This is a genomic window from Pseudomonas putida group bacterium ESBL64, assembly GCF_045277175.1.
Taxonomy (GTDB): Bacteria; Pseudomonadota; Gammaproteobacteria; order Pseudomonadales; family Pseudomonadaceae; genus Aquipseudomonas; species Aquipseudomonas alloputida.
Genome location: NZ_CP145799.1, coordinates 3,293,822 through 3,318,442, shown reverse-complemented (window position 1 = coordinate 3,318,442; position 24,621 = coordinate 3,293,822). Strand labels below are relative to the sequence as shown.

At 60.8% G+C, this 24,621-nt stretch carries 21 protein-coding genes; 5 read left to right on the top strand and 16 right to left on the bottom strand.

Features of this window, described 5'->3' with window-relative positions:
- Nucleotides 1–110: 110 nt before the first annotated feature.
- Nucleotides 111–2,288, top strand: coding sequence for a TonB-dependent siderophore receptor (locus V6093_RS15120; RefSeq protein WP_047605332.1), 2,178 nt, complete (start codon nt 111–113; stop codon nt 2,286–2,288).
- A gap of 176 nt (nt 2,289–2,464) precedes the next feature.
- On the opposite strand, the gene V6093_RS15115 is transcribed toward V6093_RS15120, so the two are convergent.
- The 14 genes from V6093_RS15115 to V6093_RS15050 all read right to left on the bottom strand — a co-directional run bounded on the left by V6093_RS15115 (nt 2,465) and on the right by V6093_RS15050 (nt 17,430).
- Nucleotides 2,465–2,929 (bottom strand): hemerythrin domain-containing protein, encoded by a 465-nt coding sequence (locus V6093_RS15115; RefSeq protein WP_003255371.1) that lies wholly within the window; start codon nt 2,927–2,929, stop codon nt 2,465–2,467.
- 495 nt (nt 2,930–3,424) lie between these two features.
- On the bottom strand, nt 3,425–4,198 hold the full coding sequence (locus V6093_RS15110; protein ID WP_004577205.1) for a cytochrome c: 774 nt from the start codon (nt 4,196–4,198) through the stop codon (nt 3,425–3,427).
- Between the two features lie 9 nt (nt 4,199–4,207).
- The gene (locus V6093_RS15105; protein WP_003255369.1) at nt 4,208–5,143 is read right to left on the bottom strand and encodes a copper resistance protein B; all 936 of its coding nucleotides are present in this window, start codon (nt 5,141–5,143) and stop codon (nt 4,208–4,210) included.
- The gene (locus tag V6093_RS15100; protein ID WP_003255368.1) at nt 5,133–5,468 is read right to left on the bottom strand and encodes a hypothetical protein; all 336 of its coding nucleotides are present in this window, start codon (nt 5,466–5,468) and stop codon (nt 5,133–5,135) included. The genes V6093_RS15105 and V6093_RS15100 overlap by 11 nt, the downstream gene beginning before the upstream one ends.
- Complete coding sequence (locus tag V6093_RS15095) at nt 5,465–7,234, bottom strand: copper resistance system multicopper oxidase (protein WP_103517992.1); 1,770 nt, start codon at nt 7,232–7,234, stop codon at nt 5,465–5,467. Before V6093_RS15095 ends, V6093_RS15100 begins: the two co-directional genes overlap by 4 nt.
- A 957-nt stretch (nt 7,235–8,191) precedes the next feature.
- Entirely contained in the window at nt 8,192–8,893 is a 702-nt protein-coding gene (locus V6093_RS15090) for an XRE family transcriptional regulator (RefSeq protein ID WP_014755193.1), read from the bottom strand.
- A gap of 186 nt (nt 8,894–9,079) precedes the next feature.
- Nucleotides 9,080–9,607 (bottom strand): inorganic diphosphatase, encoded by a 528-nt coding sequence (gene ppa / locus V6093_RS15085; protein ID WP_003255365.1) that lies wholly within the window; start codon nt 9,605–9,607, stop codon nt 9,080–9,082.
- A gap of 92 nt (nt 9,608–9,699) precedes the next feature.
- Nucleotides 9,700–10,515, bottom strand: a complete 816-nt coding sequence (locus tag V6093_RS15080; protein WP_014861393.1) for a zinc-dependent peptidase — start codon at nt 10,513–10,515, stop codon at nt 9,700–9,702.
- A 20-nt stretch (nt 10,516–10,535) separates the two neighbouring features.
- Nucleotides 10,536–11,183 (bottom strand): DedA family protein, encoded by a 648-nt coding sequence (locus tag V6093_RS15075; RefSeq protein ID WP_003255361.1) that lies wholly within the window; start codon nt 11,181–11,183, stop codon nt 10,536–10,538.
- Between the two features lie 217 nt (nt 11,184–11,400).
- Nucleotides 11,401–11,859 carry a GNAT family N-acetyltransferase gene (locus V6093_RS15070; protein WP_003255360.1) on the bottom strand — a complete coding sequence of 153 codons (459 nt, stop codon included), beginning with the start codon at nt 11,857–11,859 and terminating at the stop codon, nt 11,401–11,403.
- A gap of 107 nt (nt 11,860–11,966) precedes the next feature.
- Nucleotides 11,967–12,785, bottom strand: coding sequence for an ethanolamine ammonia-lyase subunit EutC (gene eutC / locus V6093_RS15065; RefSeq protein ID WP_003255358.1), 819 nt, complete (start codon nt 12,783–12,785; stop codon nt 11,967–11,969).
- 8 nt (nt 12,786–12,793) lie between these two features.
- Nucleotides 12,794–14,188 carry an ethanolamine ammonia-lyase subunit EutB gene (locus V6093_RS15060; RefSeq protein ID WP_003255356.1) on the bottom strand — a complete coding sequence of 465 codons (1,395 nt, stop codon included), beginning with the start codon at nt 14,186–14,188 and terminating at the stop codon, nt 12,794–12,796.
- Nucleotides 14,189–14,234: 46 nt separating this feature from the next.
- Nucleotides 14,235–15,683: an ethanolamine permease gene (gene eat / locus V6093_RS15055; protein ID WP_003255355.1), complete on the bottom strand. Its 1,449-nt coding sequence runs from the start codon at nt 15,681–15,683 to the stop codon at nt 14,235–14,237.
- A 226-nt stretch (nt 15,684–15,909) separates the two neighbouring features.
- Nucleotides 15,910–17,430: an aldehyde dehydrogenase family protein gene (locus V6093_RS15050; RefSeq protein ID WP_004577014.1), complete on the bottom strand. Its 1,521-nt coding sequence runs from the start codon at nt 17,428–17,430 to the stop codon at nt 15,910–15,912.
- A 254-nt stretch (nt 17,431–17,684) separates the two neighbouring features.
- On the opposite strand from V6093_RS15050, the gene V6093_RS15045 reads away from it, so the two are divergent.
- The 4 genes from V6093_RS15045 (at nt 17,685) to V6093_RS15030 (ending at nt 22,026) form a co-directional block, all read left to right on the top strand.
- Nucleotides 17,685–19,700 (top strand): sigma-54-dependent Fis family transcriptional regulator, encoded by a 2,016-nt coding sequence (locus V6093_RS15045; RefSeq protein ID WP_406669548.1) that lies wholly within the window; start codon nt 17,685–17,687, stop codon nt 19,698–19,700.
- 66 nt (nt 19,701–19,766) lie between these two features.
- Entirely contained in the window at nt 19,767–21,116 is a 1,350-nt protein-coding gene (mpl, locus tag V6093_RS15040) for a UDP-N-acetylmuramate:L-alanyl-gamma-D-glutamyl-meso-diaminopimelate ligase (RefSeq protein WP_003255349.1), read from the top strand.
- A complete protein-coding gene (gene ubiX, locus V6093_RS15035) occupies nt 21,113–21,742 on the top strand; it encodes a flavin prenyltransferase UbiX (protein ID WP_003255348.1) in 630 nt (209 codons plus the stop codon). Before mpl ends, ubiX begins: the two co-directional genes overlap by 4 nt.
- The gene (locus V6093_RS15030) at nt 21,739–22,026 is read left to right on the top strand and encodes a YceK/YidQ family lipoprotein (RefSeq protein WP_004577011.1); all 288 of its coding nucleotides are present in this window, start codon (nt 21,739–21,741) and stop codon (nt 22,024–22,026) included. Before ubiX ends, V6093_RS15030 begins: the two co-directional genes overlap by 4 nt.
- 106 nt (nt 22,027–22,132) lie before the next feature.
- On the opposite strand, the gene V6093_RS15025 is transcribed toward V6093_RS15030, so the two are convergent.
- Nucleotides 22,133–22,777 carry an oxidoreductase gene (locus V6093_RS15025; protein WP_003255346.1) on the bottom strand — a complete coding sequence of 215 codons (645 nt, stop codon included), beginning with the start codon at nt 22,775–22,777 and terminating at the stop codon, nt 22,133–22,135.
- A gap of 27 nt (nt 22,778–22,804) precedes the next feature.
- Nucleotides 22,805–24,538 (bottom strand): C13 family peptidase, encoded by a 1,734-nt coding sequence (locus V6093_RS15020; RefSeq protein ID WP_108078533.1) that lies wholly within the window; start codon nt 24,536–24,538, stop codon nt 22,805–22,807.
- Between the last annotated feature and the right edge of the window lie 83 nt (nt 24,539–24,621).

Genomic DNA, 24,621 nt, shown 5'->3' with positions numbered 1-24,621 from the left:
ATGTGTTAAGAAGGTTAATCCTGCTGCACCCTGGTTTTCGCTCCGGTATCGTTCGCAAAAAGCAACTTGTTTCGTTTGCGATTCAATATCATTTGGGCGAAGGGTGTGTCATGACCGGTTTCAAAAGTGTGGGCAGCTTACAGCGGGTTCGGGGATGGCTGGCGCTGGGGTTGCTGGCGCCGTTTTCTTTATCGGCAGTGGCCGAAACGGTAGCGGCCCAGGTGGCGGCCGAAGACAACTCGCTTGATCTGCCTGCATTGACCATCGAAGGCAACCGCCTGTACGACATGCTGCCTTCGGAAGAAACCGGCGGTTACAGCGTCGATGCCGCTACCGTGGGCACCAAGACGCCGGCAGCGCTCAAGGACATCCCGCAGTCGATCACCGTCTACACCCAGGACTACGTCAAGGATCGCCAGTTCGTGCACCTGGATGACCTGGCCAAGTACACCGCTGGCCTGCGCACCCTGACCAATGACAGCGGCCGCTCGTCGATCTACGCCCGTGGCTACGAGTACAGCGAGTTCAATATCGACGGCCTGCCGGCGCCCATGGCCAGCATCTTCGGTACTGTCCCGTCGTTGGCGGCGTTCGACCGCGTCGAAATCATGCGCGGGCCGGCCGGGCTGTTCAGCAGTACCAGCGAGCTGGGTGGCATCGTCAACATGGTGCGCAAGCGCCCGACCGCCGAGTTTCAGGGGCATATCGAAGGCAGCTACGGCACCTGGGACACCAATCATGAGGAAATCGACCTGAGCGGGCCGCTGGACGAGGCCGGTCGCGTGCGCGGGCGCTTCATCGCATCCCGTGACGACACCAATGGTGAAGTGGACTACAACGCCAACACCAGCAACACCTACTACGGTGCGCTGGACATCGACCTGGACGACGCCACCACCCTGTCGTTCGGCCTGATGCATGAAGTGAAGAACATCACCCCGCACAACGGCTACCCGGCCACGTTGTCCGGCGAGGTGCCCGACTTCAGCCATTCGCGTTTCCTGGGCGCCGACTGGAACTACTTCGACGGCAAGACCACCGACTTGGTCGCCGAGCTGACACACCGCTTCGACAATGGCGGTTACGGCCGTGTCGCGGCCCGTGGCTCGCACCGCGACACCAACTATCTGTACGCCTTCACTGCAACCAATGCCACCACAGGCGCCAACTCCGAGCGCGCCAGCGCCCGTGATTTCACGCAAGACACTTATTCGCTGGACGCCAGCTACAGCCAGCCGTTCGAGACCTTCGGGCAGGTAAGCGAGTTTGTAGTCGGGAGTGACTACAAGAACTACGACACCGAGTACCTCAACGGCACCACCAATCTCGGCGCGATCAACGTGAATACTTACTCGCCGAAGCAGTTCGCCAAGCCGTCGCCCAACTACAGCACCGAGACCGGCATGCAGGAAGAGGAGTACGGCCTGTACTCCAAAGTGACCTTCCGCCCGGTGGAACGCCTGGCACTGATTGCCGGTGGCCGCTTCAGCTGGTATCGCGGTGACTTCTACACCACCACCCTTAGCAGCGGCGCCACCACCAATGACAGCAAGCGCGTCGACGGCCACTTCACCCCTTATGGTGGCCTGGTCTATGACCTGACCGACAACCACGCGCTGTACGCCAGCTATTCGCAGGTGTTCAAGCCGCAGTCCGACACCGACAGCAATGGTCGGGTGCTGAAACCGCGTGAAGGCGAGCAGTACGAGTTCGGCCTCAAGAGCAGCTACTTTGGCGGCGACTTGAATACGCGCTTCTCGGTATTCCGCCTGACCGACAAGAACCGCGCTACCACTGTGTACGATGCTGATGGTGTGGCCACCACCGACTCTGTTGCATCCGGCAAGACCCGCGTGAAGGGCGCGGAAGTGGAAGTGAGCGGCAAGCTGACGCCAAACTGGGAACTGCTGGCTGGCTACACGTGGATGGAGACCGAAACCGTCAAGGGGGACGCCGAAACCACGTTCTTCATCATGCCGCGCAACCAGGCTTCGCTTTGGAGCAAGTACACCATCAGCCAAGGGCCGCTGACTGGCTTGGCCGTGGGTGGCGGTATATCGGCGATGAGCAACTTCCATTCCGAGAGTGGCGGCGTGCGTATCGATGCACCGGGCTATGCCACGGTGGACGCGATGCTGTCTTACCCGGTGACTTCGAAGCTGACGGCCACCCTCAACGTCAACAACCTGTTCGACCGGGACTACCTGTCGCGGGTGGGGTCTACCTCGACGTTCAACTTCTACGGGCCGTCGCGCAGCATGATGGTTGGGGCGCGGTATGACTTCTGACGAAGTCTGTGGCTGCTAAGTGCGCCATAAAACAAGGCCGCGCCGGCAAAGGGCGCGGCCTTCAGGCTGAATGATGAGAAGCGTGGGAGCGTATCTGCACCCTCGGGTATCAGGGCCATAAAATTGTGAGGCCGCGTGTTAATAAGTAGCGTGCTTTTAATTCAAGAAAATTAAATCTACGCGGGGTGCCATTGATGCTTTATTTCCTGCCATTGGGTGTCTGACAACCACTTGTCTGCCACCGGAAAGAAAATATTCTCCTCGGCATCCATATGGTCATAATATTTCTTGATGAAGTCTTCGATCGTGTCGGCGATTACTCTCGCTTCTTGCGTTGACTGCTCCAACATCTTGAGCTGTCCGGCAATTCGCTTGAAGGCTTTATGATCTTGCTCGATAGCCATGACCCGTTGGTGAATCGGTGCGTCGGTTGCCAGCAAGGCCAGCCGAATAAGCTCTTCATTTTCATGGTGGTGTCGCTCTGCATCACCATGCAAGGCTTCCAGCTGCTTAAACAACAGCTTGCAGTCATCGGCACCCGCGGATCCGTGCCTTATCCTCTCCAGTAACTCTTTGATCTGAGTAATTTTGGTAGCCACCTCATGATGATAGGCGTGCAGCTCTTTCAACATGGCGTTCATGCTAAGTCCTCATCACTACACCAAGCCGTTACAGATTAAATATTATTATTAAGCAATCTCCAAGGATAGCTGCACGTGTCGGCCTACATCTAATCCTTTAATTATAGTCTAGTGCGAAACGCTCACCTTCAAAAAAGCCGCCCCCTTGGAAGATTTCGAAATATCAATTTGATGTCTCTATGCATTGCAAGAAGACGCAGGCACACCAGGATCGCTTGCGTGCTGTCCTTGAACAGCGGGGGGCTGAGCACAACAGGAGGTGCAAGGGGCTGCGTGCTATGCACGTAGGTCGGGGGTGGATACCCGCGGATTGTGACTGCTGTTTTTAAAGGCTTGTTAAATTAAGAAGCCGGCTTATGGTTGGTTTTTAAAAACTATCCATATGATTAGTATTGGTTTTTAACCTTTTTAAAGCGTTGAAACCCGCCACTTTTGGGTCGTTTTTGACCGGCTTTTTCTGCGACTTATGACGGCTGATTCATGGGAGGATCGTAATCAGCCTTCATGGGTATGCTCCGCACCATCACGGTGAATAGGCTTCTTCTGAGCCGGCTTTGAGTGGTGATCACTGCCGGTTTCGTCATGGCCGTGGTGTTCAGGTGCGGGCTCTGGTGATGGTGATTTGGGATGGTGTGCCTCTGCATGTCCCCTGTCATGATGATCTCTCCCCGAGACTGCCTCTGCAGGGTGATTGGGCACGTTGTCGCCGTGTTGGCCTTCATGGCTGTGCATTTCACTTTCACCTCCACCATGCTGGTGACCGCCACTGATCGCTACCATCGCGTTGTACTGTTGGGCGTTCATCTGGGGTAGTTGATCCAGAAATGCAACGAGTCCCCAGATGTACTCATCGCCCATGCTCTTGCCCCAGGCAGGCATGCCAGAGGCTTTGATGCCGTGCTTGATGGTCCAGAATGCTACGGCGGGTTTACCACCGACCCCAAGCTTGCCAAGGTTGGGAGGAGACGGATAAAGCGCCTGGCTGAGCTCTGTTTTCTCGACGCCAGGGGCAAGATGGCAACCGATGCACATGGCGTTGTAGTTGCCGGCGCCGACACGAATCAGGTTTTCATCCTTGAGGTTCGGTACCTCGATGTTTCTTGCGCGTACCTCAATGGAGCGATCCCGAGCCATGACCAGAAATGCATGCACTGCAGGGAAATGCGGATCGTCAGCGCCGACGTTGACCAGGCCAAGGTAAGCTGCACCCAATACCCCTGCACTGGCCGCGGCACCCGCTACTACGAGCGTTGTAATTGTTCTTTTCATGTAAGGCTCTCAAAACCACATGCGGATACCGGCAACGAAACGCGCTTCATCCACATCCCCACCCTCATCGCGGATGAAGTCTGCGGTCTTGCCGTAGGAGCGGCTCCAGGTGACGCCTATGTAGGGTGCGAACTGACGGACGATTTCATACCGTAGCCGCAGTCCGACTTCGGTATTCGCGAGGCCGGAACCTACGTCGCGCGCGGGATCGTTCTTGCCATAGAAATTGGCTTCAACTGTTGGCTGCAGGACGAGGCGATTAGTCAGGAGAATGTCGTAGTCGCCTTCCAGACGAGCGGCGGTCTGACCGTTTTCACCGATGAATGCAGTGGCTTCGGCTTCGAAGTCGTAAAGTGCCATACCCTGAATACCGAACGCCGCCCAGGTCTGGGGGGATTCGGGTTTGAAGTCCTGGCGCACCCCGGCAACCACATCCCACCAGGGGCTTATAGAACGGCCATAGAGGACTTGCAACTCGGCATCTTCAGTGACGCCGTTAGTGCGTTCACCTTCGGAGCGGAGCCAGAGCCGGTTGATATCGCCGCCTATCCAGCCAGAAGCGTCCCACGACAGCGCACTGCCGTCGTCTGCGTCCTGATACTCCAGTTGATCCAGCAAGAAGAAGCTGTTGATCGCGCTGTCGTGCATCTGATGCCCGCCCAGTGGGGGGAAGGCCGCTTGGCGGTCCGCGTCCGTTAGTTCGGGAATCGGGGTACGGCTGCTGGTCGCAGGCTCGCCAGAGCCATGGTTCATCGTAGAGTGATCCATCGCCCCATGGTCCATGCCTGGCATCGAGTCATGCGACGGGGCCCTGCCCATTTTCATGGACCCGTGCCCCATTGCCGAATGGTCCATTTCGTCAGCGGCAAAGCTGGGCACAGCGCCTAGCATGCCGGCTGAAAGGGTCAAGGCCAGCAGCGATGGTCGCGCCAGGCTATTGGCCATCTTTCCCTGCCTTAGCTTTGTCGCTGCCATGTGATTCCATCATTTTTTTGTGGTCCATGCCCTTCATCGAGTCATGGTCCATACCCATCATGGATTCATGATCCATGCCCTTCATCGAGTCATGATCCATACCCATCATGGATCCATGATCCATGCCCTGGGAACCTTTGCCTTTCGCAGCATCGGCAGTTTTCTGGGCGTGCTGCTCATGGTCATCGCTGGACCACGACAACGGGGCATAAATAGCAAACAGGCCAGCCATCGCAGCGGAGAGGAAAAACGTGCTTCGTTTCATTGGTTTGCTCATCTCGGATCTCCCGTTCATTCGTCCACACGGACTTCTCGGAACATGCCCGTTTCCATATGGAACATGAGGTGACAGTGATAGGCCCAACGCCCCAAAGCATCCGCAGTTACGCGATAGCTTCGTTTTGAGCCTGGTGGCATGTCGATGGTGTGTTTTCGAACCATGAAGTTGCCGTTCTCATCCTCCAGGTCGCTCCACATCCCATGAAGGTGGATGGGGTGAGTCATCATGGTGTCGTTAATCAAGGTGATACGAAGGCGCTCTCCGTACTTGAGGCGCAGGGGGGCAGCATCGGAAAACTTGATGCCGTCGAAGGACCAGGCGAATTTCTCCATGTGACCCGTCAGGTGCAGCTCGATATTCCGGCTAGGCTCTCGTCCATCTGGGTCGATGAAGGTGCTCCGCAGGTCTGCATAGGTCAGGACGCGGCGGCCGTTGTTACGTAGCCCGATGCCCGGGTCATCCAATTTTGCCGTCGGGGTCATCGTCTGCATGTCGACCAATGGGTTGTTGAGCTCTGAGTCTGGATGACTCTGCATTTCCTTACTCATGCCGGCCATGCTGCCGTGGTCCGTGCCAGCCATCTTGCTGTGATCCATGCCGGCCATGCTGCCGTGGTCCATGCCAGCCATCTTGCTGTGATCCATGCCGGCCATGCTGCTGTGGTCCATGCCCATATCATTCATGGAAATGAGGGGGCGTGGGTCAACGGTTGGAACAGCAGCTTGCAAGCCTTCACGGATGGCCAGGGTGCCCCTGGAAAAGCCCGTACGGTCCATGGATTGAGCGAAGATGGTGTATGCCTGTTCGTCTTCTGGCTCAACAATGACATCGTAGGTTTCGGCTACTGCGATACGGAACTCGTCGACCGAGACCGGATGGACATACTGCCCATCCGCTGCAACCACTGTCATTTTCAGGCCAGGAATGCGTACATCGAAATACGTCATGGCGGAGCCGTTGATGAACCGAAGCCGGATTTTCTCGCCAGGCTTGAAAACACCCGTCCAATTTCCATCCGGAGCCTGGCCGTTCATGAGGTAGGTGTAGGTATACCCGCTCACATCCGCGAGATCAGTGGGGCTCATCTTCATCTCGGCCCACATCTTGCGATCGGCCATCGCAGCAGACCAGCCCATTTCGCTTACGTCGTTGACGAAGTCACCCACGGTCCGCTTGTGGAAGTTGTAGTAGTCAGACTGCTTCTTAAGCTTGGATAGAACGTGGGCAGGGTCCTCATCCGTCCAGTCGCTTAGCATAACCACGTAATCCCGGTCATAGGCGAAAGGCTCGGGTTCTTTCGCGTCGATGACCAGTGCGCCATACACCCCGACTTGCTCCTGGAAGCCAGAGTGGCTGTGGTACCAGTAGGTGCCGTTTTGATGGAGTTTGAACTTGTACTCATACATGCCATCTGGTGCGATGCCATGGAAGCTCAGGCCTGGGACACCGTCCATGTTCGCCGGCAGGATGATGCCGTGCCAGTGGATCGAGGTGTCCTGTTTCAAGCGGTTGCGCACACGAAGCGTAACGATATCGCCTTCACGCCACCGAAGCGTTGGGCCAGGTACAGAACCGTTGATTGCCATGGCTGTCCGTTTTGCACCTGTGATATTCACCGGCAGTTCACCGATGTAGAGATCAAAGTCGGTGCCCGTCAGCACATTCGGCTGGCCAGGACTGGTCAACGCCCACACTGGCATGCGCCACATACCCAACCCGCCGAGTATTCCGGTAGCAGCCAGGCCTTTGACGAAGGAGCGTCTGGTGGTTTTGCTTTGCATGCCGTTGCGTCCACTCATATGGATTGCTGGTGTCCAGGCTGCTGGATGTAGCAACCTACGGTTTCAATAGCGCTCCCATCAGCCTCGACGACGTTCAAAAGAGCACAAGCTTTACGGGGGAAAGAAGCTCGACGCTGCCATCGTTTTGATGCTGGGGTAATTACATTTTTGGAAGCGCGTCTCAGCAACTCGTGTGCCGGTTTGCTTGCCTTCCTAATCAAGCGGACAGGCCTGATGGCGCTATGCTCAAGGACAATCTAGCTACCTGATGCTGTCAGATAACTGAGCCCGACATTACTTTTCTGTCAGCTTCCCGTTGGTTGCGTTACTTGCTGCAAACTGAAAGGGCCAAGAGCAGGGGGCAATTTCTTCATTGCGAGTAATGGGCAGGGCTTCCCCTTGGCGCAACGGGTAAAGAAGACCGAGTAACCTCGTACCAAGGAACAGCACTTCGCTTGCGCCTCAATACGCAATCACTCACAAACTACGATGAAATGCTGACGCGATTCCGTCGTGTATCACGCTGCTCGACAGTTCTGAGGTGATCAAGCTATTGAGCCGTCATTGGCTTCGACGATGCTATCCCGAGATTTTCAGGCCAAGTGAGAAATAACTTGCCTTCACTCTCATGCCGACTTGGCACAGATAGATGCGGGGGATGTGCTTAGACAGAGCATGGGCTGACCTTGGCCTAGCACAAATTCTCTTTTACTTCAGAGGGTTAGGAATTAAAAAGCCGGCTTGTGGCCGGCTTCTCGGGGACGCTTCCGACTAATTTATGGTAAGCCGCAATCGCCTTAACTGTGTGGCCATCAAGGGCCTGAAAGAGATGGCAGATGCCCGTGTGGGATATCGCCGAGCCCTCTGGAACGCGGCTCGCGCCGGTCGGGGCTTAATGTGCGGCGTAGCATACAAGGGCGGGCGGCGGATGCCCAGCAAAAAATTGCCCAGGGCGCTTCAACTGGGCCGCTGCTGGCGGAAATGTGACCAGTGGAACACCCAGCCAAGAATTTCCAGGCCCTGCGCCTGACGCTGGGCAGCGGTGTAGCGTTCGACCGTGTAGTTGCGCCGGTCATGGCTGTGCAGGTACAGGGTGCCGTGCGGGCCAAGACTGAGGTTGTTTACCCTGAGCATGCCGTTTTGCAGCAGGGCATAGGTTTCGCCCTCGACCACCCGGGTCATGCCCAGATCAATGGCCAGGGTAGCTTCCAGGGGAATCAGCGGGAGCATGTTGCTGGCCGGCATTGCCAGGCAGATTGCGTTGCCGGCTTGCACACCCAAACCCTTCAGGGCTTTTGCCGGCAAGCGCAGGTGCTTGCTGCTCACTGGCGACAGCAAGCCGTTGCTCACTTCGTAGTAGGGCACCTTCAATAACCGGCCACGATGGCCCGACAGCGGGGTAAGCGGGTTGGCGGGCACTGGCCGTGGAAGGCCGTTGCGCAGGAGTGGATTGGGGTGTTTGGGGCCTTCACCGGTGCGCAGCCAGCGTCGGTGCACACAGAACAGATCGGCCAGTTCATCCAGCCGGGCCAAAGGTACACCGCGTTTGAACCAGTTGTTGACGTGCTGTGCTGTGACGCTGCGCTGGGCGGCGAAATCGGAAGGGGTCAGGCCACATTCTTGGAGCAGGGCCCTGAGGCGGTCGCCGGAAGTGTTCATGGCGGCGAGTGTAGCGGCGAATTGCCAGACAGGATATGAACCGGATGTTGACGGGGTTTGTATGAAAAGTGGTTGTTTGTAAGGCTCTGGTGTAGGACGGCGTAGGATTTATTACCAGTAATGTGCGTATTGCCCATTCCTGCATAAAAAAACCCCGCCTAAGCGGGGTTTCTCCTGCAATCGGAATCAGCCCTTGTAGGCAGCGACCGATTTGGTGATCGCGGCACGGGCGGCGTCGGCGCCTTCCCAGCCTTCGATCTTGACCCACTTGCCCTTCTCGAGATCTTTGTAGTTGGCAAAGAAGTGCTCGATCTGCTGGATCAGCAGGGCTGGCAGGTCGGTGTATTCCTTGACGTCAACGTACAGCTGCGACAGCTTGTCGTGAGGAACAGCGATGACCTTGGCGTCGCCGCCACCGTCGTCGGTCATGTTCAGCACGCCAACCGGACGGGCGCGGATAACCGAGCCTGGGGCCACTGGGTAAGGGGTAACCACCAGCACGTCCAGCGGGTCACCGTCGTCAGCCAGGGTGTTCGGGATGAAGCCATAGTTGGCTGGGTAGAACATTGGGGTAGCCATGAAACGGTCGACGAACAGCGTGTCGCTGTCCTTGTCGATTTCGTATTTGATCGGCGCGTGGTTGGCCGGGATCTCGATGGCGACGTAGATGTCGTTCGGCAGGTCTTTGCCCGCCGGAATCTTGCTGTAGCTCATTGGGCAGTGCCCCCGTGTTTGACCAAAAAGTGGCGGCGATTATAGGCACATTCTGCCGGGGCATGCCACGCTTGGCCTGATGTGCGGGCCCGTCAGGCGTGGCTTTCGCGGTACTCGGGGTGTTCCGCCTGCAGCTGGCACAGGCGCGCCAGCGGGTCTTGCCGGTAGAACAGCGACAACTGGCGGTAGACCTGTGGATAAGCCTGATGAAGCAGGTCGGGGGCACTAAAGAAGTACTCGCTGGTAACGGCAAAGAACTCTGCCGGGTTTTCCGCAGCGTAGGGGTCGATGGCGGTTTCGGCGTCGGGGTTGGCGTCCAGTTGCTGGTTGAGGTCGTCGTAGGCCTGCTGCATGGCTGTTGCCCACTCATCAACTGGCATGCTGCTGTGCAGCGGTGGCAGGCCGTTGGCATCGCCATTGAGCATGTCGAGCTTGTGCGCCAGCTCATGGATGACCAGGTTGTAAGCCTCCCAGCCACCACTGGCCTGCACGCCGTTCCAGGCCAGGATGATCGGCCCCTGTTGCCAGGCTTCGCCGCTGTGTTCGCCGTCCCACACATGTTCCACGCCACTGGCATCGCGGTGGCGCTGGGGGCTCTTGAAGTCGTCGGGGTACAGGATGATTTCGTGGAAGCCTTGGTACCAGTTCAGCTCACCCAGGTGAAGCAGGGGTAACTGTGCCTGGGCAGCCAGCAACAGGCGCTGCTCGTCGTCCAGTTCGACACCGGGCAGGCAGGTGAGGTGCTTGTCGAGCAGGAACAGGATGCAGGCTTCGCGCAGCCAGCGGTCTTCAGCGTCGCTGATGCCGTCCAGCATCGGCAGCCGCTCGCGTACGGCCTGCCATTGCTGTGGCGTGATCGGGTAACGCGCCAGAGTACGCTTGCGCCGCCAGGCGCTGAATGACCACATGCCGTTTGTTCTTTACCTGTTCAGTGAGCCTTGGCCGTACGGCCCAGGCGCCCACGCAGCAAGCCGAGAATCATCGGCACCAGCGACAGGATGATGATGCCCACCACCATCAGCGACAGGTGCTGCTTGATGAACGGCACGTTGCCGAAGAAGTAGCCCAAGGTGACCAGGCCGCCGACCCAAAGCAGCGAACCGGCAACGCTGAAGCCGAGGAAGCGTGGATAGTGCATGTGAGCGATGCCCGCGACGAACGGTGCGAAGGTGCGCAAGATGGGCAGGAAGCGCGCCATGGTCACGGTCTTGCCGCCATGGCGTTCATAGAAATCGTGGGTACGCTGCAGGTAGTCGCGGCGGAAGATCTTGGAGTTAGGGTTGTTGAACAAACGCTCGCCGGCTGTTCGGCCTATCACGTAATTGGTGCTGTCGCCCAGGATTGCAGCGGCCATCAGCAGGCCGGCCAGCAGCACCGGGTCCATGCCGCCACCCGCCGCCACGGCGCCGGCGATGAACAGCAGCGAGTCGCCTGGCAGGAATGGCATCACTACCAGGCCGGTTTCGCAGAAGATCACGGTGAACAGGATGGCGTAGATCCAGGGACCGTAATTGGTGACCAGCAGATCGAGGTAGGCATCGAGATGCAGGATAAGGTCCAGCGGGTTGAAATCCATGTACAGCACCTGTGTTCTTGGGCGTAGGCTTGGTTACCGGGGGGAGGGTAAATTTTCACACATGACAGGTGAGCCATTATACGGCTAAGTCAGGAACATGCCCGGAGAGTTTGTAGCGGGGGGTTACGGTAGAGGGGTATTCCTTTGCCAACCGCTTCGCGGGCACGCCCGCTCCCACAAGGATCACTACCTTGCTTGTGGAAGCGGGCGGTGCCAGTCAATCCTGGCTGATTGGCAGGATGTAGCTCTTGAACTCGGTATCCTCACGAAACCCGATGGATTCGTAAGTCTTGTGCGCCACTTCATTGTTCGCGCTGGTTGACACGCGCATGCGCACGGCATTGGTCTCTTTGGCCATTTTCTTCGCTTCGCGAATCAGGTGGTCGGCGACCAGCATGCGCCGGGAGTCCTCGGCTACATAGATATCGTTGAGAATCCATACCCGCTTCAACGACAGCGACGAGTAGCTTGGGTACAGCTGGCAAAAGCCCAGCAGTTTGCCGTCGTCATCATCCGGAAGTGCCAGGTAAATCACCGATTCGTCCCGCTTCAGGCGCTTTTCCAAAAAGCTGCGCGAGCTGTCGGGGTAGGGCAGTTGCCCGTAGAACTCACGGTATTTGACGAACAATGGGGTGAGCAGGTCGAGGTGTTCCAGGGTTGCTTTGATGATGCGCATGTGCGGCCCTCAGAGTCCATTTGGGAAACAGCGGAATGCCAGCAGCGTTCAAGGGCATGCTGCCCAATGCACGGCACAAGTGCAATCCGCCTTCCGTGACAGGTTTTTTACTCTTTGCCGAGCAGGAAGTTACCTTTCTGGCTGGCGCTGTCTTCATTCTCCAGGCTATGGACCTCGGCTTCGTCCTTCAGATTCACCCCGGAAAGCTGGCGCCGGCAGGCTTCGCGCATCAGGTACAACAGGCGGTGCGCCGCCATGCCATAGCTCAGCCCCTCCAGGCGGATATTGGAAATGCAGTTGCGGTAGGCATCGGTCAGGCCAACCTTGGGTGCGTAAGTGAAATACAGGCCAAGGCTGTCGGGCGAGCTCAGCCCCGGGCGCTCGCCGATCAGCATCACCGTCATCCGGGCGCCCAGCAGCTCGCCGACCTCGTCGGCCACTGCCACGCGGCCCTGCTGCACCAGTACCACCGGGGCGCTGGTCCAGCCGTCGGCGGCAGCCTGTTCGTCGAAGCGGGTCAGGAACGGTAGCGTGTGGCGATGCACGGCCAGTGCCGAGAGGCCGTCAGCCACCACGATGGCCAGATCGACGCCGCCGGGGTTGGCCTGGGCGTGCTGGCGAAGCGTCGTAATCGAGTCTTCGTTCAGCCGCCGTCCAAGGTCCGGGCGCTGCAGGTACTGGTGGCGGTCGCTGGCAGCGCTGTGCAACACCAGGCTTTCGCGCCCGCGGTCACTCAGCTGGCTGGCCAGGCCGGCGTGGTCGAAAGCCAGGTGCACGGCATCTCGTGCCTGGGCATGGGCGAACTGGAAGTCCAGCTGCGCCCCGGTCGGCAGGCTGGTGCCGGTGCGGCCCAGGGCGATGCGCGCCGGGGTCAGGTTGCGCAGGGCCAGCCAAGGGTTGTCGGGGGTAGGCGTGCGATGGTCCATGGTCGTCCCTATGCAAGCTGTGCCAAGGCCTGGCGGAAAGCCGGCGGCAGGTTGTCACCGAAGCGCACCCGGCCATCGGCCTGGGTGAAGATGCCGGTGCGGGCCAGCCATGCCTCGAATTCCGGGCCGGGCTTCAGGCCCAGGGTCTGGCGCGCGTACAACGCGTCGTGGAACGAGGTGGTCTGGTAGTTGAGCATGATGTCGTCGGAGCCGGGGATGCCCATGATGAAGTTGATGCCGGCCACACCCAGCAGCGTCAGCAAGGTGTCCATGTCGTCCTGATCGGCTTCGGCATGGTTGGTGTAGCAGATATCGCAACCCATCGGCACGCCTAGCAGCTTGCCGCAGAAATGGTCTTCGAGGCCAGCGCGGATGATCTGCTTGCCGTTGTAGAGGTATTCCGGGCCAATGAAACCGACCACGGTGTTGACCAGGAACGGCTTGAAGTGGCGAGCCACGGCATAGGCGCGGGTTTCGCAGGTCTGCTGGTCGACGCCGTGGTGGGCGTTGGCCGAGAGCGCGCTGCCCTGGCCGGTTTCGAAATACATCAGGTTCTGCCCGAGGGTGCCACGTTTCAGCGACAGCCCTGCTTCGTAGCCTTCCTGCAACACGTTCAGGTTGATGCCGAAGCCGGCGTTGGCCGCCTCGGTTCCGGCGATGGACTGGAACACCAGGTCCAGTGGCACGCCGCGGTTGATCGCTTCGATCGAGGTGGTGACGTGGGTCAGCACGCAGGACTGGGTGGGGATGTCGTAGCGCTGGATGATGGCGTCGAGCATTTCCAGCAGGGCGCAGATCGAAGCGATGCTGTCGGTGGCCGGGTTGATGCCGATCATGGCGTCGCCGTTGCCGTACAGCAAGCCGTCGAGAATGCTGGCGGCAATACCGGCCGGTTCGTCCGTCGGGTGGTTGGGTTGCAGCCGGGTCGACAGGCGCCCGCGCAGGCCCATGGTGCCGCGGAACCGGGTGACCACGCGGATTTTCTGCGCCACCAGCACCAGGTCCTGCACGCGCATGATCTTCGAAACGGCAGCGGCCATTTCCGGGGTCAACCCGGGCGCCAGGGCGCGCAGGCTGTCTTCGTTGGCTTCCTCGCTCAGCAGCCAGTCGCGCAGGCCACCCACGGTCAGGTGGCTGACCGGGGCGAAGGCCTGGGCATCGTGGGTGTCGATGATCAGGCGGGTCACTTCATCTGCTTCGTAAGGGATCAGTGCTTCATTGAGAAAGTGCGTCAGCGGAATATTGGCCAACGCCATCTGCGCGGCGACGCGCTCACCGTCGTTGCTGGCCGCGACACCTGCCAGGCAGTCCCCGGAGCGTGCCGGGCTGGCCTTGGCCATCACGTCCTTGAGGCTGTCGAAGCGGTAGACCAAGTGGCCGACCGTGTGTACGAAACTTGCCATACAGAATCTCCAGAGCCGCGGGTTGCCCCGCGGCGGGTGGCGGCGATCAGTGCAGGGCCTCTTCGGCCTTCTGGATCGCGGCGAATTCCTCTTCCGGTGTGCCCGCAACCAGGTGGTGGCGGCTGTAGAAAGCAAAGTAGGCAATTAATACCGCATAGATCACTGCAGCGCCAATGACTACCCGCGGGTCAACCAGGAATCCGGCGACCACGGCGATGCACGCCAGCACCAGCGCCAGGCCGGATGTGAAGATGCCACCCGGGGTGCGGTAGGGGCGTTCCATCTTTGGCCGGCGGATGCGCAGGGTGATGTGCGCAGCCATCATCAGCACGTAAGACAGGGTAGCGCCAAACACTGCCACCAGGATCAGCAAGTCACCCTGGCCCGTCAGCGACAGGGCAAACCCGATGATGCCAGGGATGACCAAGGCCAGTACCGGGGCCTTGCTCTTGTTGGTTTCCGACAGTTTGCGCGGCAGGTAACCGGCGCGGGACAGGGCGAAGATCTGCCGGGAATAGGCATAGATGATCGAGAAGAAGCTGGCGATCAGCCCGGCCAGACCGACCAGGTTGACGAACCCGCCCATCCAGGTGGAGCCGCCGTAGGCCTTCGACAGGGCTTCGACCAGCGGGTTACCGGAGGCCTTCAGCGCCTCGGAGCCTGCGCCGCCTGGGCCGACCACCAGGATCAGCAAGGCGAAGGCCAGCAGTACCAGCATGGCGCCGATCAGGCCGCGTGGCAGGTCACGCTTGGGGTTCTTGGTTTCTTCTGCGGCCAGCGGCACGCCCTCGACGGCAAGGAAGAACCAGATGGCGTAGGGGATGGCTGCCCACACGCCGACATAGCCAAACGGCAGGAAGCTGCTGGCGCCGACGGCGTCCGTTTTGGCGATGTCGAACAGGTTGGCTGCATCAAAATGGGGCACCATGCCTATCAGGAATACGGCCAGGGCAATGGCGGCGATGGCGGTGATGATGAACATCAGCTTCAGTGCCTCACCCACGCCGAAAATGTGGATGCTGATGAACACGATGTAGAACGCCAGGTAGATCATCCAGCCGCCGATACCGAACAGCGATTGGCAGTAGGCGCCGATGAACACCGCGATGGCGGCAGGGGCGATGGCGTATTCGATCAGGATCGCCGTGCCGGTCAAAAAGCCGCCCCAGGGGCCGAAGGCACTGCGGGCAAAGCCATAGCCACCGCCAGCGGTGGGGATCATCGACGACAGCTCGGCCAGCGAGAAGCACATGCACAGGTACATGGTTGCCATCAGCAAGGTGGCCAGGAACATGCCGCCCCAGCCGCCCTGCGCCAGGCCGAAGTTCCAGCCGGCGTAATCGCCGGAAATGACGTACGCCACGCCCAGGCCGACCAGCAGTACCCAACCGGCGGCGCCTTTTTTCAGTTCACGTTGCTGGAAATAGTCAGAGCCGACTTTCTCGAAGTCGACGGAAGAGCCTGCCGGCGATCCGGCGGAATGTTCGCTTGGCATAGATTCACCTGTTTTTTTTCTTGGTGGCCGGAAGGGTTCCGGGCCGATGGTGATGGGTGCTGCAGGAAGCGAGCCAGAGCGGTTGGTGCACGGTTACCGCCCTGGGTTTAAGGTATGCCGGCCTGGCCGCTCCGCGGGTGAACCCGCTTCTACAGGGATTGCGCAACATTCAAGACTCGCGCAGGACCTGTAGGAGCGGGTTTACCCGCGAAGAAGGCGACGCGGTCTAGAAGAAGCCCAACGGATTGATGTCGTAGCTCACCAGCAGGTTCTTGGTCTGCTGATAGTGATCCAGCATCATCTTGTGCGTCTCACGCCCAACCCCCGACTTCTTGTAACCGCCGAACGCGGCATGCGCCGGGTACAGGTGGTAGCAGTTGGTCCACACACGGCCAGCCTTGATGCCGCGGCCCATGCGGTAGGCACGGTTGATGTCGCGGGTCCACACGCCAGCGCCCAGGCCGAACTCGGTGTCGTTGGCAATCGCCAGTGCTTCGGCTTCGTCCTTGAAGGTGGTGACGCTGACCACCGGGCCGAAGATTTCTTCCTGGAACACGCGCATCTTGTTGTTGCCCTTGAGCAGGGTCGGCTGGATGTAGTAACCGGTAGCCAGCGAACCTTCCAGCTTCTCGACCTTGCCGCCGGTGAGCAACTCGGCGCCTTCGTCCTGGGCGATCTGCAGGTACGAGAGGATCTTTTCGAACTGCTGCTGCGAGGCCTGGGCGCCGACCATGGTGTCGGTGTCCAGCGGGTCGCCGCGCTTGATCTGCAGCACCTTCTTCATCACCACTTCCATGAACTGCGGATAGATCGATTCTTGCACCAGGGCACGCGACGGGCAGGTGCACACTTCGCCCTGGTTGAAGAACGCCAGCACCATGCCTTCTGCCGCCTTCTCGATGAAGCTTGGCTCGGCCTGCATGATGTCTTCGAAGTACACGTTCGGCGACTTGCCACCCAGTTCGACGGTGGACGGGATGATGTTCTCGGCGGCGCATTTCATGATGTGCGAGCCCACCGGGGTAGAGCCGGTGAAGGCGATCTTGGCGATGCGTTTGCTGGTGGCCAGGGCTTCACCGGCTTCGCGGCCATAGCCTTGCACGACGTTGAGCACGCCAGGTGGCAACAGGTCGCCAATGACTTCGAGCAGCACGGTGATGCCCAGCGGCGTCTGTTCGGCAGGCTTGAGCACCACGCAGTTACCAGCGGCCAGTGCCGGGGCAAGCTTCCAGGCAGCCATCAGGATCGGGAAGTTCCAGGGGATGATCTGCCCGACCACGCCCAGTGGCTCGTGGATATGGTAGGCCACGGTGCCTTCATTGATTTCGGCAGCGCCGCCTTCCTGGGCGCGGATGCAGCCAGCGAAATAGCGGAAGTGGTCGACCGCCAGCGGAATGTCGGCGTTGAGGGTTTCGCGGATCGGCTTGCCGTTGTCCCAGGTTTCGGTAATGGCCAGCAATTCGAGGTTCTGCTCGATACGGTCGGCGATCTTCAGCAGCACGTTGGAGCGATCCTGCACTGAAGTGCGGCCCCAGGCGTCGGCCGCAGCATGGGCGGCATCCAGGGCCTTCTCGATGTCTTCGGCAGTAGAGCGGGGGAATTCAGCGATCAGCTTGCCATTCACCGGGGAGGTATTTTCGAAGTACTGCCCCTTTACCGGAGTAACGAACTCACCACCGATGTAGTTGCCGTAGCGGCTCTTGAAGGAAACCTTCGCGCCTTCGGTACCGGGATGTGCATAACGCATGGTGTGTCTCCTTGGTATTGTGCTTTTTAGGGAGTTGGAAAGCATAGAGCAAGGGTTGGGCCAGTGTTGGCCACGCCAGGCAAATCAATGACTTGAGTCATTTTTACGGGACTGATCAAGGGCCGCTGTACCGGTGCCGGTACGCCTGGGGTGACATTTTGTGCCGTTTGCGACACATCACAGGCGTGTGCATTGCAAAGCCTACCCGGGTGGAGGATGCTGGGCTGACGCTCTATCTGCGGAGAATTACAACAATGCAGAGCAATCACTTCACGCGCCATGCCCGTCAGGTGCATAGCGTTGCCCATGGTGGGGCCGGGGAGGGCGGCAGTGACCCGTCCATCGCCCGCTCCTGGCTGCGCTGCCTGGAGGATTACCACCTCGACCCGGCGGTGATCGAAGCGCCGGTGGTGCTTGAGCATGGGCGCCTGCTGGAAAGCCGCGAGCGCCTGCATCAGGTGCTGCAAATTGCCGACCATGAAATGAACAGCCTGCACCAGCAGCTTTCCGGCGCAGGCCACGCGGTGCTGCTGACCGACGCTCGTGGGGTGATCCTCAATTGCGTCAGTGCCCCCACCGAGCGGCGCAGCTTCGAGCGTGCGGGGCTGTGGTTGGGCGCTGACTGGAGCGAGGCGCGCGAGGGCACCAATGGCATCGGCACCTGCCTGGTCGAGCGCCAGGCGCTGACCATCCATCAGAACGAGCACTTCCGTGGCCGTCACACCGGGCTGACCTGCTCGGCCAGCCCGGTGTTCGACCCGCATGGCGACCTGCTGGCGGTACTCGACGTGTCCTCTGCGCGCCCCGACGTATCGCGGCAAAGCCAGTTCCACACCATGGCGTTGGTCAACCTGTCGGCAAAGATGATCGAAAGCTGCTATTTCCTGCGCCATTTCGAGCAGCAATGGTTATTGCGTTTTCACCTGCAAGCCGAGTCGGTCGGCCTGTTCAGCGAAGGCTTGCTGGCGTTCGACGGCGATGGGCGCATTTGCGCTGCCAACCAAAGCGCACTGAACCTGCTGGGCACGGTACGGGGCGGCGTGCTGGGCAAACCGTTGGCGTGCTTTTTCGCGTGCAGCCATGACGAAATGTTCAGCCGTGCCACGCCCGGCGGCAGTACTGCCTGGCCGCTGCGCACCCTTGACGGTCGCCAGGTGTTCGCCAGCCTGCGGGGGCAGGCCCGGGCGCCGGTGTGGTCGGTGCCGGCCGCCCAGCCGCGGCCCGCAGGTGAAGTGGAGCCGCTGGTCTGTCTGCTGGACCCTGCGTTGCAAAATGATTTCCGCCGCAGCGTGCGGGTGTTCGAGCGCGATGTACCATTGCTGCTGCGCGGCGAGACCGGCTGTGGCAAGGAGGCCTTCGCCCAGGCTGTGCATCAGGCCAGTGAGCGGCGCGGCAAGCCGTTTGTCGCCATCAACTGCGCGTCTATCCCGGAAAGCCTGATCGAGAGTGAGCTGTTCGGGTACCGCGGCGGCAGTTTTACCGGCGCGCGCAAGGAGGGCATGCGCGGCAAGCTGTTGCAGGCCGACGGCGGCACCTTGCTGCTGGACGAGATCGGCGATATGCCGCTTGCCCTGCAAACCCGACTGCTGCGGGTACTGGAGGAGCGCCAGGTGGTGCCGATCGGGGGAGAGCCACAGGCGGTGGACGTGCGCATCGTCAGCGCTACGCACCGTGACCTGCTGGAACGGGTTGAACAGGGCAGTTTCCGCGAGGACCTGTATTACCGCCTCAATGGCCTGGAGGTAGCGCTGCCGGCGGTGCGCGAACGCAGTGACAAGGCGCAGTTGCTGGACTTTCTGCTACGCCAGGAGACGCAGGGGCAACGCATAGACATCGAGCCCAGGGCGCGGCAGGCGCTGCTCGCATTTAACTGGCCGGGGAACGTGCGGCAGATGCGCAATGTGCTGCGTACCCTGGTGGCGCTTTGCGAAGATGCCCGCATCACCTTTACGGACCTCCCCGCAGTCATTCGCGCCAGCCCACCTCCCGTGGGGGCGGGCGAGCCCGCGAAGATGTCCGACCAGGCAATAGAGGGCGAGGGCGTTGCCCTCGTTCGCGGGCAAGCCCGCCCACACAGGTCCGGCGGTGCCGCTGAGATTGTGGGTGAATCTGCAGGGACCGAGGTTCTGCTCGACGCAGAGCGGCAAGCGCTGAAGGAGGTACTGGAGGCAAAACACTGGCATCTCACCCGTGTCGCCGAGCACTTGGGCATCAGCCGCAATACCTTGTATCGAAAACTGCGCAAACACGGCATTACCAGGGGTGACTGAGCGAAACAGCGGGTGCGATTTGTCGCGCCCTGGGCTACCCTGCCTCGATGTTTTGCGAGGTCGACCATGCATATTCACATTCTCGGTATTTGCGGCACTTTCATGGGTTCGCTGGCGGTGCTGGCCAAGGAACTTGGCCACCGCGTCACTGGCTCCGACGCCAACGTCTATCCCCCAATGAGCACCCAGCTCGAAGCCCAGGGTATCGAACTGACCCAAGGCTATGACCCGGCCCAGCTGGATCCGGCGCCAGACCTGGTGGTCATCGGCAACGCCATGTCGCGCGGCAACCCAGCGGTTGAATACGTGCTGAACAAGGGCCTGCCCTACGTCTCCGGCCCGCAGTGGCTGGCCGACCACGTGCTGCAAGGCCGCTGGGTGCTGGCCGTTGCCGGTACTCACGGCAAGACCACCACCAGCAGCATGCTGGCCTGGGTGCTGGAGCACGCCGGCATGAGCCCGGGCTTCCTGATTGGTGGCGTGCCGCAGAACTTCTCGGTGTCGGCCCGCTTGGGCGACACGCCGTTCTTTGTGGTGGAAGCCGACGAGTACGACAGCGCCTTCTTCGACAAGCGCTCGAAGTTCGTCCACTATCACCCGCGTACCGCAATCCTCAACAACCTTGAGTTCGATCACGCGGACATCTTCCCGGACCTGGCCTCGATCGAGCGGCAGTTCCACCACCTGGTGCGGACTATCCCCAGCGAAGGCCTGGTCATCCACCCGACCACCGAGCAAGCGCTGGAGCGTGTGATCGGCATGGGCTGCTGGACCCCTGTGCAAACCACCGGGGAGGGCGGCCAGTGGCAAGCCCGCCTGCTCAGCCCAGATGGCTCGCGCTTTGAAGTCCTGTTCGAGGGCGAAGTGCAGGGTGTGGTGGACTGGGCGCTGACCGGCCAGCACAACGTCGCCAATGCCTTGGCCACCCTGGCAGCAGCGCGTCATGTAGGCGTGGTGCCGGCCATGGGTATCGACGGCCTGAGTGCGTTCAAGAGCGTCAAGCGGCGCATGGAGAAGGTTGCCGAAGTACAAGGTGTGACCATCTACGATGACTTCGCCCACCATCCGACCGCCATTGCCACCACGCTCGACGGCCTGCGCAAGCGGGTGGGGGAGGCGCCTGTGATCGCGGTGATCGAGCCTCGCTCCAACTCGATGAAACTCGGTGCCCATCGTGACGGCCTGCCAGAAAGCGTCAACGACGCCGACCAGGTGATCTGGTATGCACCGGCCAACCTCGGCTGGGACCTGGCCGCCACCGCTGCGCAGTGCAAGGTACCCAGCGTGGTGGCCGACAGCCTCGAAGCGATCATCGAGCGGATCAAAGGCCAGGCTCGCCCAGGCACTCATGTGGTGATCATGAGCAACGGCGGCTTCGGCGGCCTGCACGGCAAGCTGGCCGAGGCGCTGAAGTGAACGGGCCGGAACGCATCACCCTGGCCATGACGGGCGCCTCGGGTGCCCAGTATGGCCTTCGCCTGCTCGATTGCCTGGTACGCGAAGACCGCGAGGTGCACTTCCTGATCTCCAAGGCCGCACAGTTGGTGATGGCCACCGAGACGGATGTTGTGTTGCCGGCCAAGCCCCAGGCGATGCAGGCCTTCCTGACTGAATACACCGGCGCGGCCGATGGGCAGATCCGTGTGTATGGCAAGGAAGACTGGATGTCGCCGGTAGCCTCGGGTTCTGGCGCCCCGGCGGCAATGGTGGTGGTCCCCTGTTCCACTGGCACCTTGTCGGCCATCGCCACTGGCGCCTGCAACAACCTGATCGAGCGGGCTGCCGACGTCACCCTCAAGGAGCGTCGCCAGCTGATCCTGGTGCCACGCGAAGCGCCGTTCTCCACCATCCACCTGGAAAACATGCTCAAGCTGTCGCAAATGGGCGCGGTGATCTTGCCGGCGGCTCCGGGGTTCTATCACCAGCCGCAGACCATCGACGACCTGGTCGACTTTGTCGTGGCGCGTATCCTCAACCTGCTGAACATCCCCCAGGATATGTTGCCGCGTTGGGGCGAGCACCACTTCGGGGTGGATGATTGAAGCGAGCACTGGCGGGATTGCTGGCGCTGGTGATGCTGGGTGGGTGCGCCACGGTGCGCACGCTGGATGCCAACAAGCCCGGCGCACCGGTGGTGTATGCCGGTACCCGGCTGGATTGGTATGTGATCAATGGCGGGTGTTGCCCGCGGGATCATTACGGGGCGGACGCTCCGGCGTATCCGCGCCTGGATCTGCCCGGCAGCATGCTGCTCGATACCCTGCTGCTGCCGTTGTCTTTGCTGACAGCGGCCGGCATAGGCTTCCAGGCTAGCGGCGGTCTGTGATGGCCCTTCGCGCGCACGCCCTCTTCCACAGGATCTCCGTAATCTTCTGGTGACTACTCACCAGTGGGAGCGGGCGTGCCCGCGAAGAGGCCAGCACAAGCGAAGCCTAGATCTTGCCCAACCTGCGCAACTCATCCGACTCCACAACCCGCACGCCGTCTTCTTCCTCCAGCGCCAGCCGCCACAGTGCTCGCGCCAGGGTACAAGCCTCGATTCCCCGATACTTCCCGGGTATCAACCTGGAAAATGGCGCAACAAGCTGTTCAGTGAGCCGTGGCTCCAGCCGCTCGCCCAGCAGGAACGAGGGCCGCACGATGGTCAACTGTGGCCAGTCCTGAGCCTTGAGCGCTTCTTCCATCTCGCCCTTGACCCGGTTATAGAAAATTGACGACTTAGGGTCGGCGCCCACTGCACTGACCACCAGCAGATGCCGTGCGCCCATTTCTCGGGCACGCTTGCTGAAGGCGACCACCATGTCCAGATCCACTGCGCGGAAAGCCGATTCGGAACCCGCCTGCTTCAGTGTGGTGCCCAGGCAGCAGTACGCGATGTCGACCCGCCCGGCCAGTTGCGGAAGGAATACCGCCGGGTCGCCCACCGGGTTTTCCAGGTGCGGGTGCTCGGCCAATGGCCGGCGTGTAGGCGCCAGGACACGGGTGATGGTGGGCTCGTTGAGCAGGCGGTCTAGCAGGTGTTCACCGGTCAGGCCGGTGGCTCCGGCAAGCAGGACATGCTGAGGCGTCAAGTACATGATGTCTCTCCCTTGTTACACACAAGTCTAGTGAGTGCCGGGCATTTTTGCCTGTTCCCTCACGTTGGCCTGTGTGGCGTTACGCAACGCTTCTTCGGCTTGTTGCTGGCGCAGGTGATGCCAGTGCTCAAGCACGGCCGGCGGTGCCCACAGCTGCGGCTCGGAGGCCTCGAAGCCTTCCCTTTGTTCTCTTTCGGCAACGCTGGCACGTGCCAGTTCAAACGCCTGTTTCAGGTCGTCGGTCTGGTTCAGCGCTTCAGCGAACAGGGCATCGCCAAAGTAGGTGAAGTCGGCTTCCTCCGAGCAACCGAAGGAGACGCGGTCGGCCCGGGCAGCGGTCATGATGAGCGTGCGCTCGTCTTTGAGCGGAGCGATATAGCCCCCTGAATAGCAGGCGGAGATGACGATGACCTTGTCGCGATCCTTCAGCGGCGCCAAGGCAGTGGCCAGCTCGTCAGCGGCCAGGTCGGCCAGTTGCAGACGGGGCTGGTCGAGCACCAGCTGGTGGTCCTGGCTGCCATGGCTGGTGAGGTAGATGAACACCAGGTCTTCGGGGCCGCTGCGCTCTGCCAGGGTGGCGGCAGCGCGGGAGAGGTTTTCGCGGGTGGCCATGGGGCGTGTGGCCATGTGGTCGCGGTGGTTGACCAGGGTCACTTGGCCACGGGCGCCAAAGCGCACCTTTAGCAGGTTGCTGACGTAGTCGGCTTCGCGCAGGAATACGCTTTGCTGGCCATCGCCGGCCACTACCAGGCTATACAGCTGGATCGGTGGCGCCGAGCGAGGTACCCGAGCCAGCGCCTCGTCCAGCAGCCGGCCCTGGTTGAGCAACGCCAGGTCCAGTGGGTCTGGCAGCAGCTTGCCATTCTGGTCGCGCACGCGCACGCCGTTGGCCCATGTTCCGCTTTCGACCTTGCCACTGGGCAGAATCAGCCGCCCATGGCCATGGTAGGCATCGTTCAGGAAGCCGCCGATGTACTTGCTGCCGTCGGCCAGTTGCAGGCTGCCCTGGCCCGACAGACGCCAGTCGGCAAACTCACCCTTGTAGTGGCTGCCATCGCTGCCCAGCAACTCGCCTTCGCCGATCAGCGAGCCGTCCTTGAATTCACCGATCCACACGTCGCCATCGGCATTTTCGTAGCGGCCTCGGCCCTCCAGGCGGTTGTCCTTGAACTCGCCGATGTACTGCTCGCCATCAACGCTGTCGTAGGTGCCGGCGCCTTGTAGCTGGCCGTTGACGAAGTGGCCGCTGAACTGGTTGCCGCTGGCATCGCTGCGCACCCCGGCGCCGTTGGGCTTGCCCTTGGCGAACAGGCCTTGGTAGCGACTGCCGTCGGCCAGCTCCAGTTGGCCTGCGCCGTCGTACAGGTCGTCCTTGAACTGGCCGCGGTATGTCTGGTCGGCTTGCTTGAGGGTGCCCTCGCCGTCGCGGCGGCCGTGGCGGAAGGTGCCGCTATAGTGGCTGCCTGGGGTGATCAGGTCACCCAGGCCCTGAAACAGCCCCTCGGCGAACTGGCCGCGGTAGACCTCACCGTTCTGGCCATGCCATTCGCCCTGGCCGTGCCACTGGCCGTCCTTGAAGCTGCCGGCGTACCAGCTGCCGTTGGGGTAGTCGATCCGGCCCTCACCCTGCAGCAGGCCATCGACCACCTGCCCCCGGTAACGCCCACCGTCAGGCAGCCGTGCGTCCGGCGGGAGCAGCGATTCGCCATCGCCACAGGCGGCGAGCAGCAGGACCAGGGTAATGGGGAGCAATGGACGCATGGCGATGACCGGGCAATAGGTCTGCCGAGTATGACGCAGAATGGGATCCTGAGACAGCGAGCCCCTGTGTCGGCGCACAGCCT

Coding starts and splice junctions, on each gene's coding strand:
- eat (WP_003255355.1), bottom strand. CDS start 15,683: ATGCCAAGCGAACATTCCGCCGGATCGCCGGCAGGCTCTTCCGTCGAC.
- V6093_RS15025 (WP_003255346.1), bottom strand. CDS start 22,777: ATGTACTTGACGCCTCAGCATGTCCTGCTTGCCGGAGCCACCGGCCTG.
- V6093_RS15045 (WP_406669548.1), top strand. CDS start 17,685: ATGCAGAGCAATCACTTCACGCGCCATGCCCGTCAGGTGCATAGCGTT.
- V6093_RS15105 (WP_003255369.1), bottom strand. CDS start 5,143: ATGGCCAATAGCCTGGCGCGACCATCGCTGCTGGCCTTGACCCTTTCA.
- V6093_RS15120 (WP_047605332.1), top strand. CDS start 111: ATGACCGGTTTCAAAAGTGTGGGCAGCTTACAGCGGGTTCGGGGATGG.
- V6093_RS15080 (WP_014861393.1), bottom strand. CDS start 10,515: ATGTGGTCATTCAGCGCCTGGCGGCGCAAGCGTACTCTGGCGCGTTAC.
- V6093_RS15110 (WP_004577205.1), bottom strand. CDS start 4,198: ATGAAAAGAACAATTACAACGCTCGTAGTAGCGGGTGCCGCGGCCAGT.
- V6093_RS15020 (WP_108078533.1), bottom strand. CDS start 24,538: ATGCGTCCATTGCTCCCCATTACCCTGGTCCTGCTGCTCGCCGCCTGT.
- ppa (WP_003255365.1), bottom strand. CDS start 9,607: ATGAGCTACAGCAAGATTCCGGCGGGCAAAGACCTGCCGAACGACATC.
- mpl (WP_003255349.1), top strand. CDS start 19,767: ATGCATATTCACATTCTCGGTATTTGCGGCACTTTCATGGGTTCGCTG.
- V6093_RS15090 (WP_014755193.1), bottom strand. CDS start 8,893: ATGAACACTTCCGGCGACCGCCTCAGGGCCCTGCTCCAAGAATGTGGC.
- V6093_RS15050 (WP_004577014.1), bottom strand. CDS start 17,430: ATGCGTTATGCACATCCCGGTACCGAAGGCGCGAAGGTTTCCTTCAAG.
- V6093_RS15100 (WP_003255368.1), bottom strand. CDS start 5,468: ATGAACGGGAGATCCGAGATGAGCAAACCAATGAAACGAAGCACGTTT.
- V6093_RS15115 (WP_003255371.1), bottom strand. CDS start 2,929: ATGAACGCCATGTTGAAAGAGCTGCACGCCTATCATCATGAGGTGGCT.
- V6093_RS15060 (WP_003255356.1), bottom strand. CDS start 14,188: ATGGCAAGTTTCGTACACACGGTCGGCCACTTGGTCTACCGCTTCGAC.
- V6093_RS15070 (WP_003255360.1), bottom strand. CDS start 11,859: ATGCGCATCATCAAAGCAACCCTGGAACACCTCGACCTGCTCACCCCA.
- V6093_RS15075 (WP_003255361.1), bottom strand. CDS start 11,183: ATGGATTTCAACCCGCTGGACCTTATCCTGCATCTCGATGCCTACCTC.
- V6093_RS15095 (WP_103517992.1), bottom strand. CDS start 7,234: ATGCAAAGCAAAACCACCAGACGCTCCTTCGTCAAAGGCCTGGCTGCT.
- eutC (WP_003255358.1), bottom strand. CDS start 12,785: ATGGACCATCGCACGCCTACCCCCGACAACCCTTGGCTGGCCCTGCGC.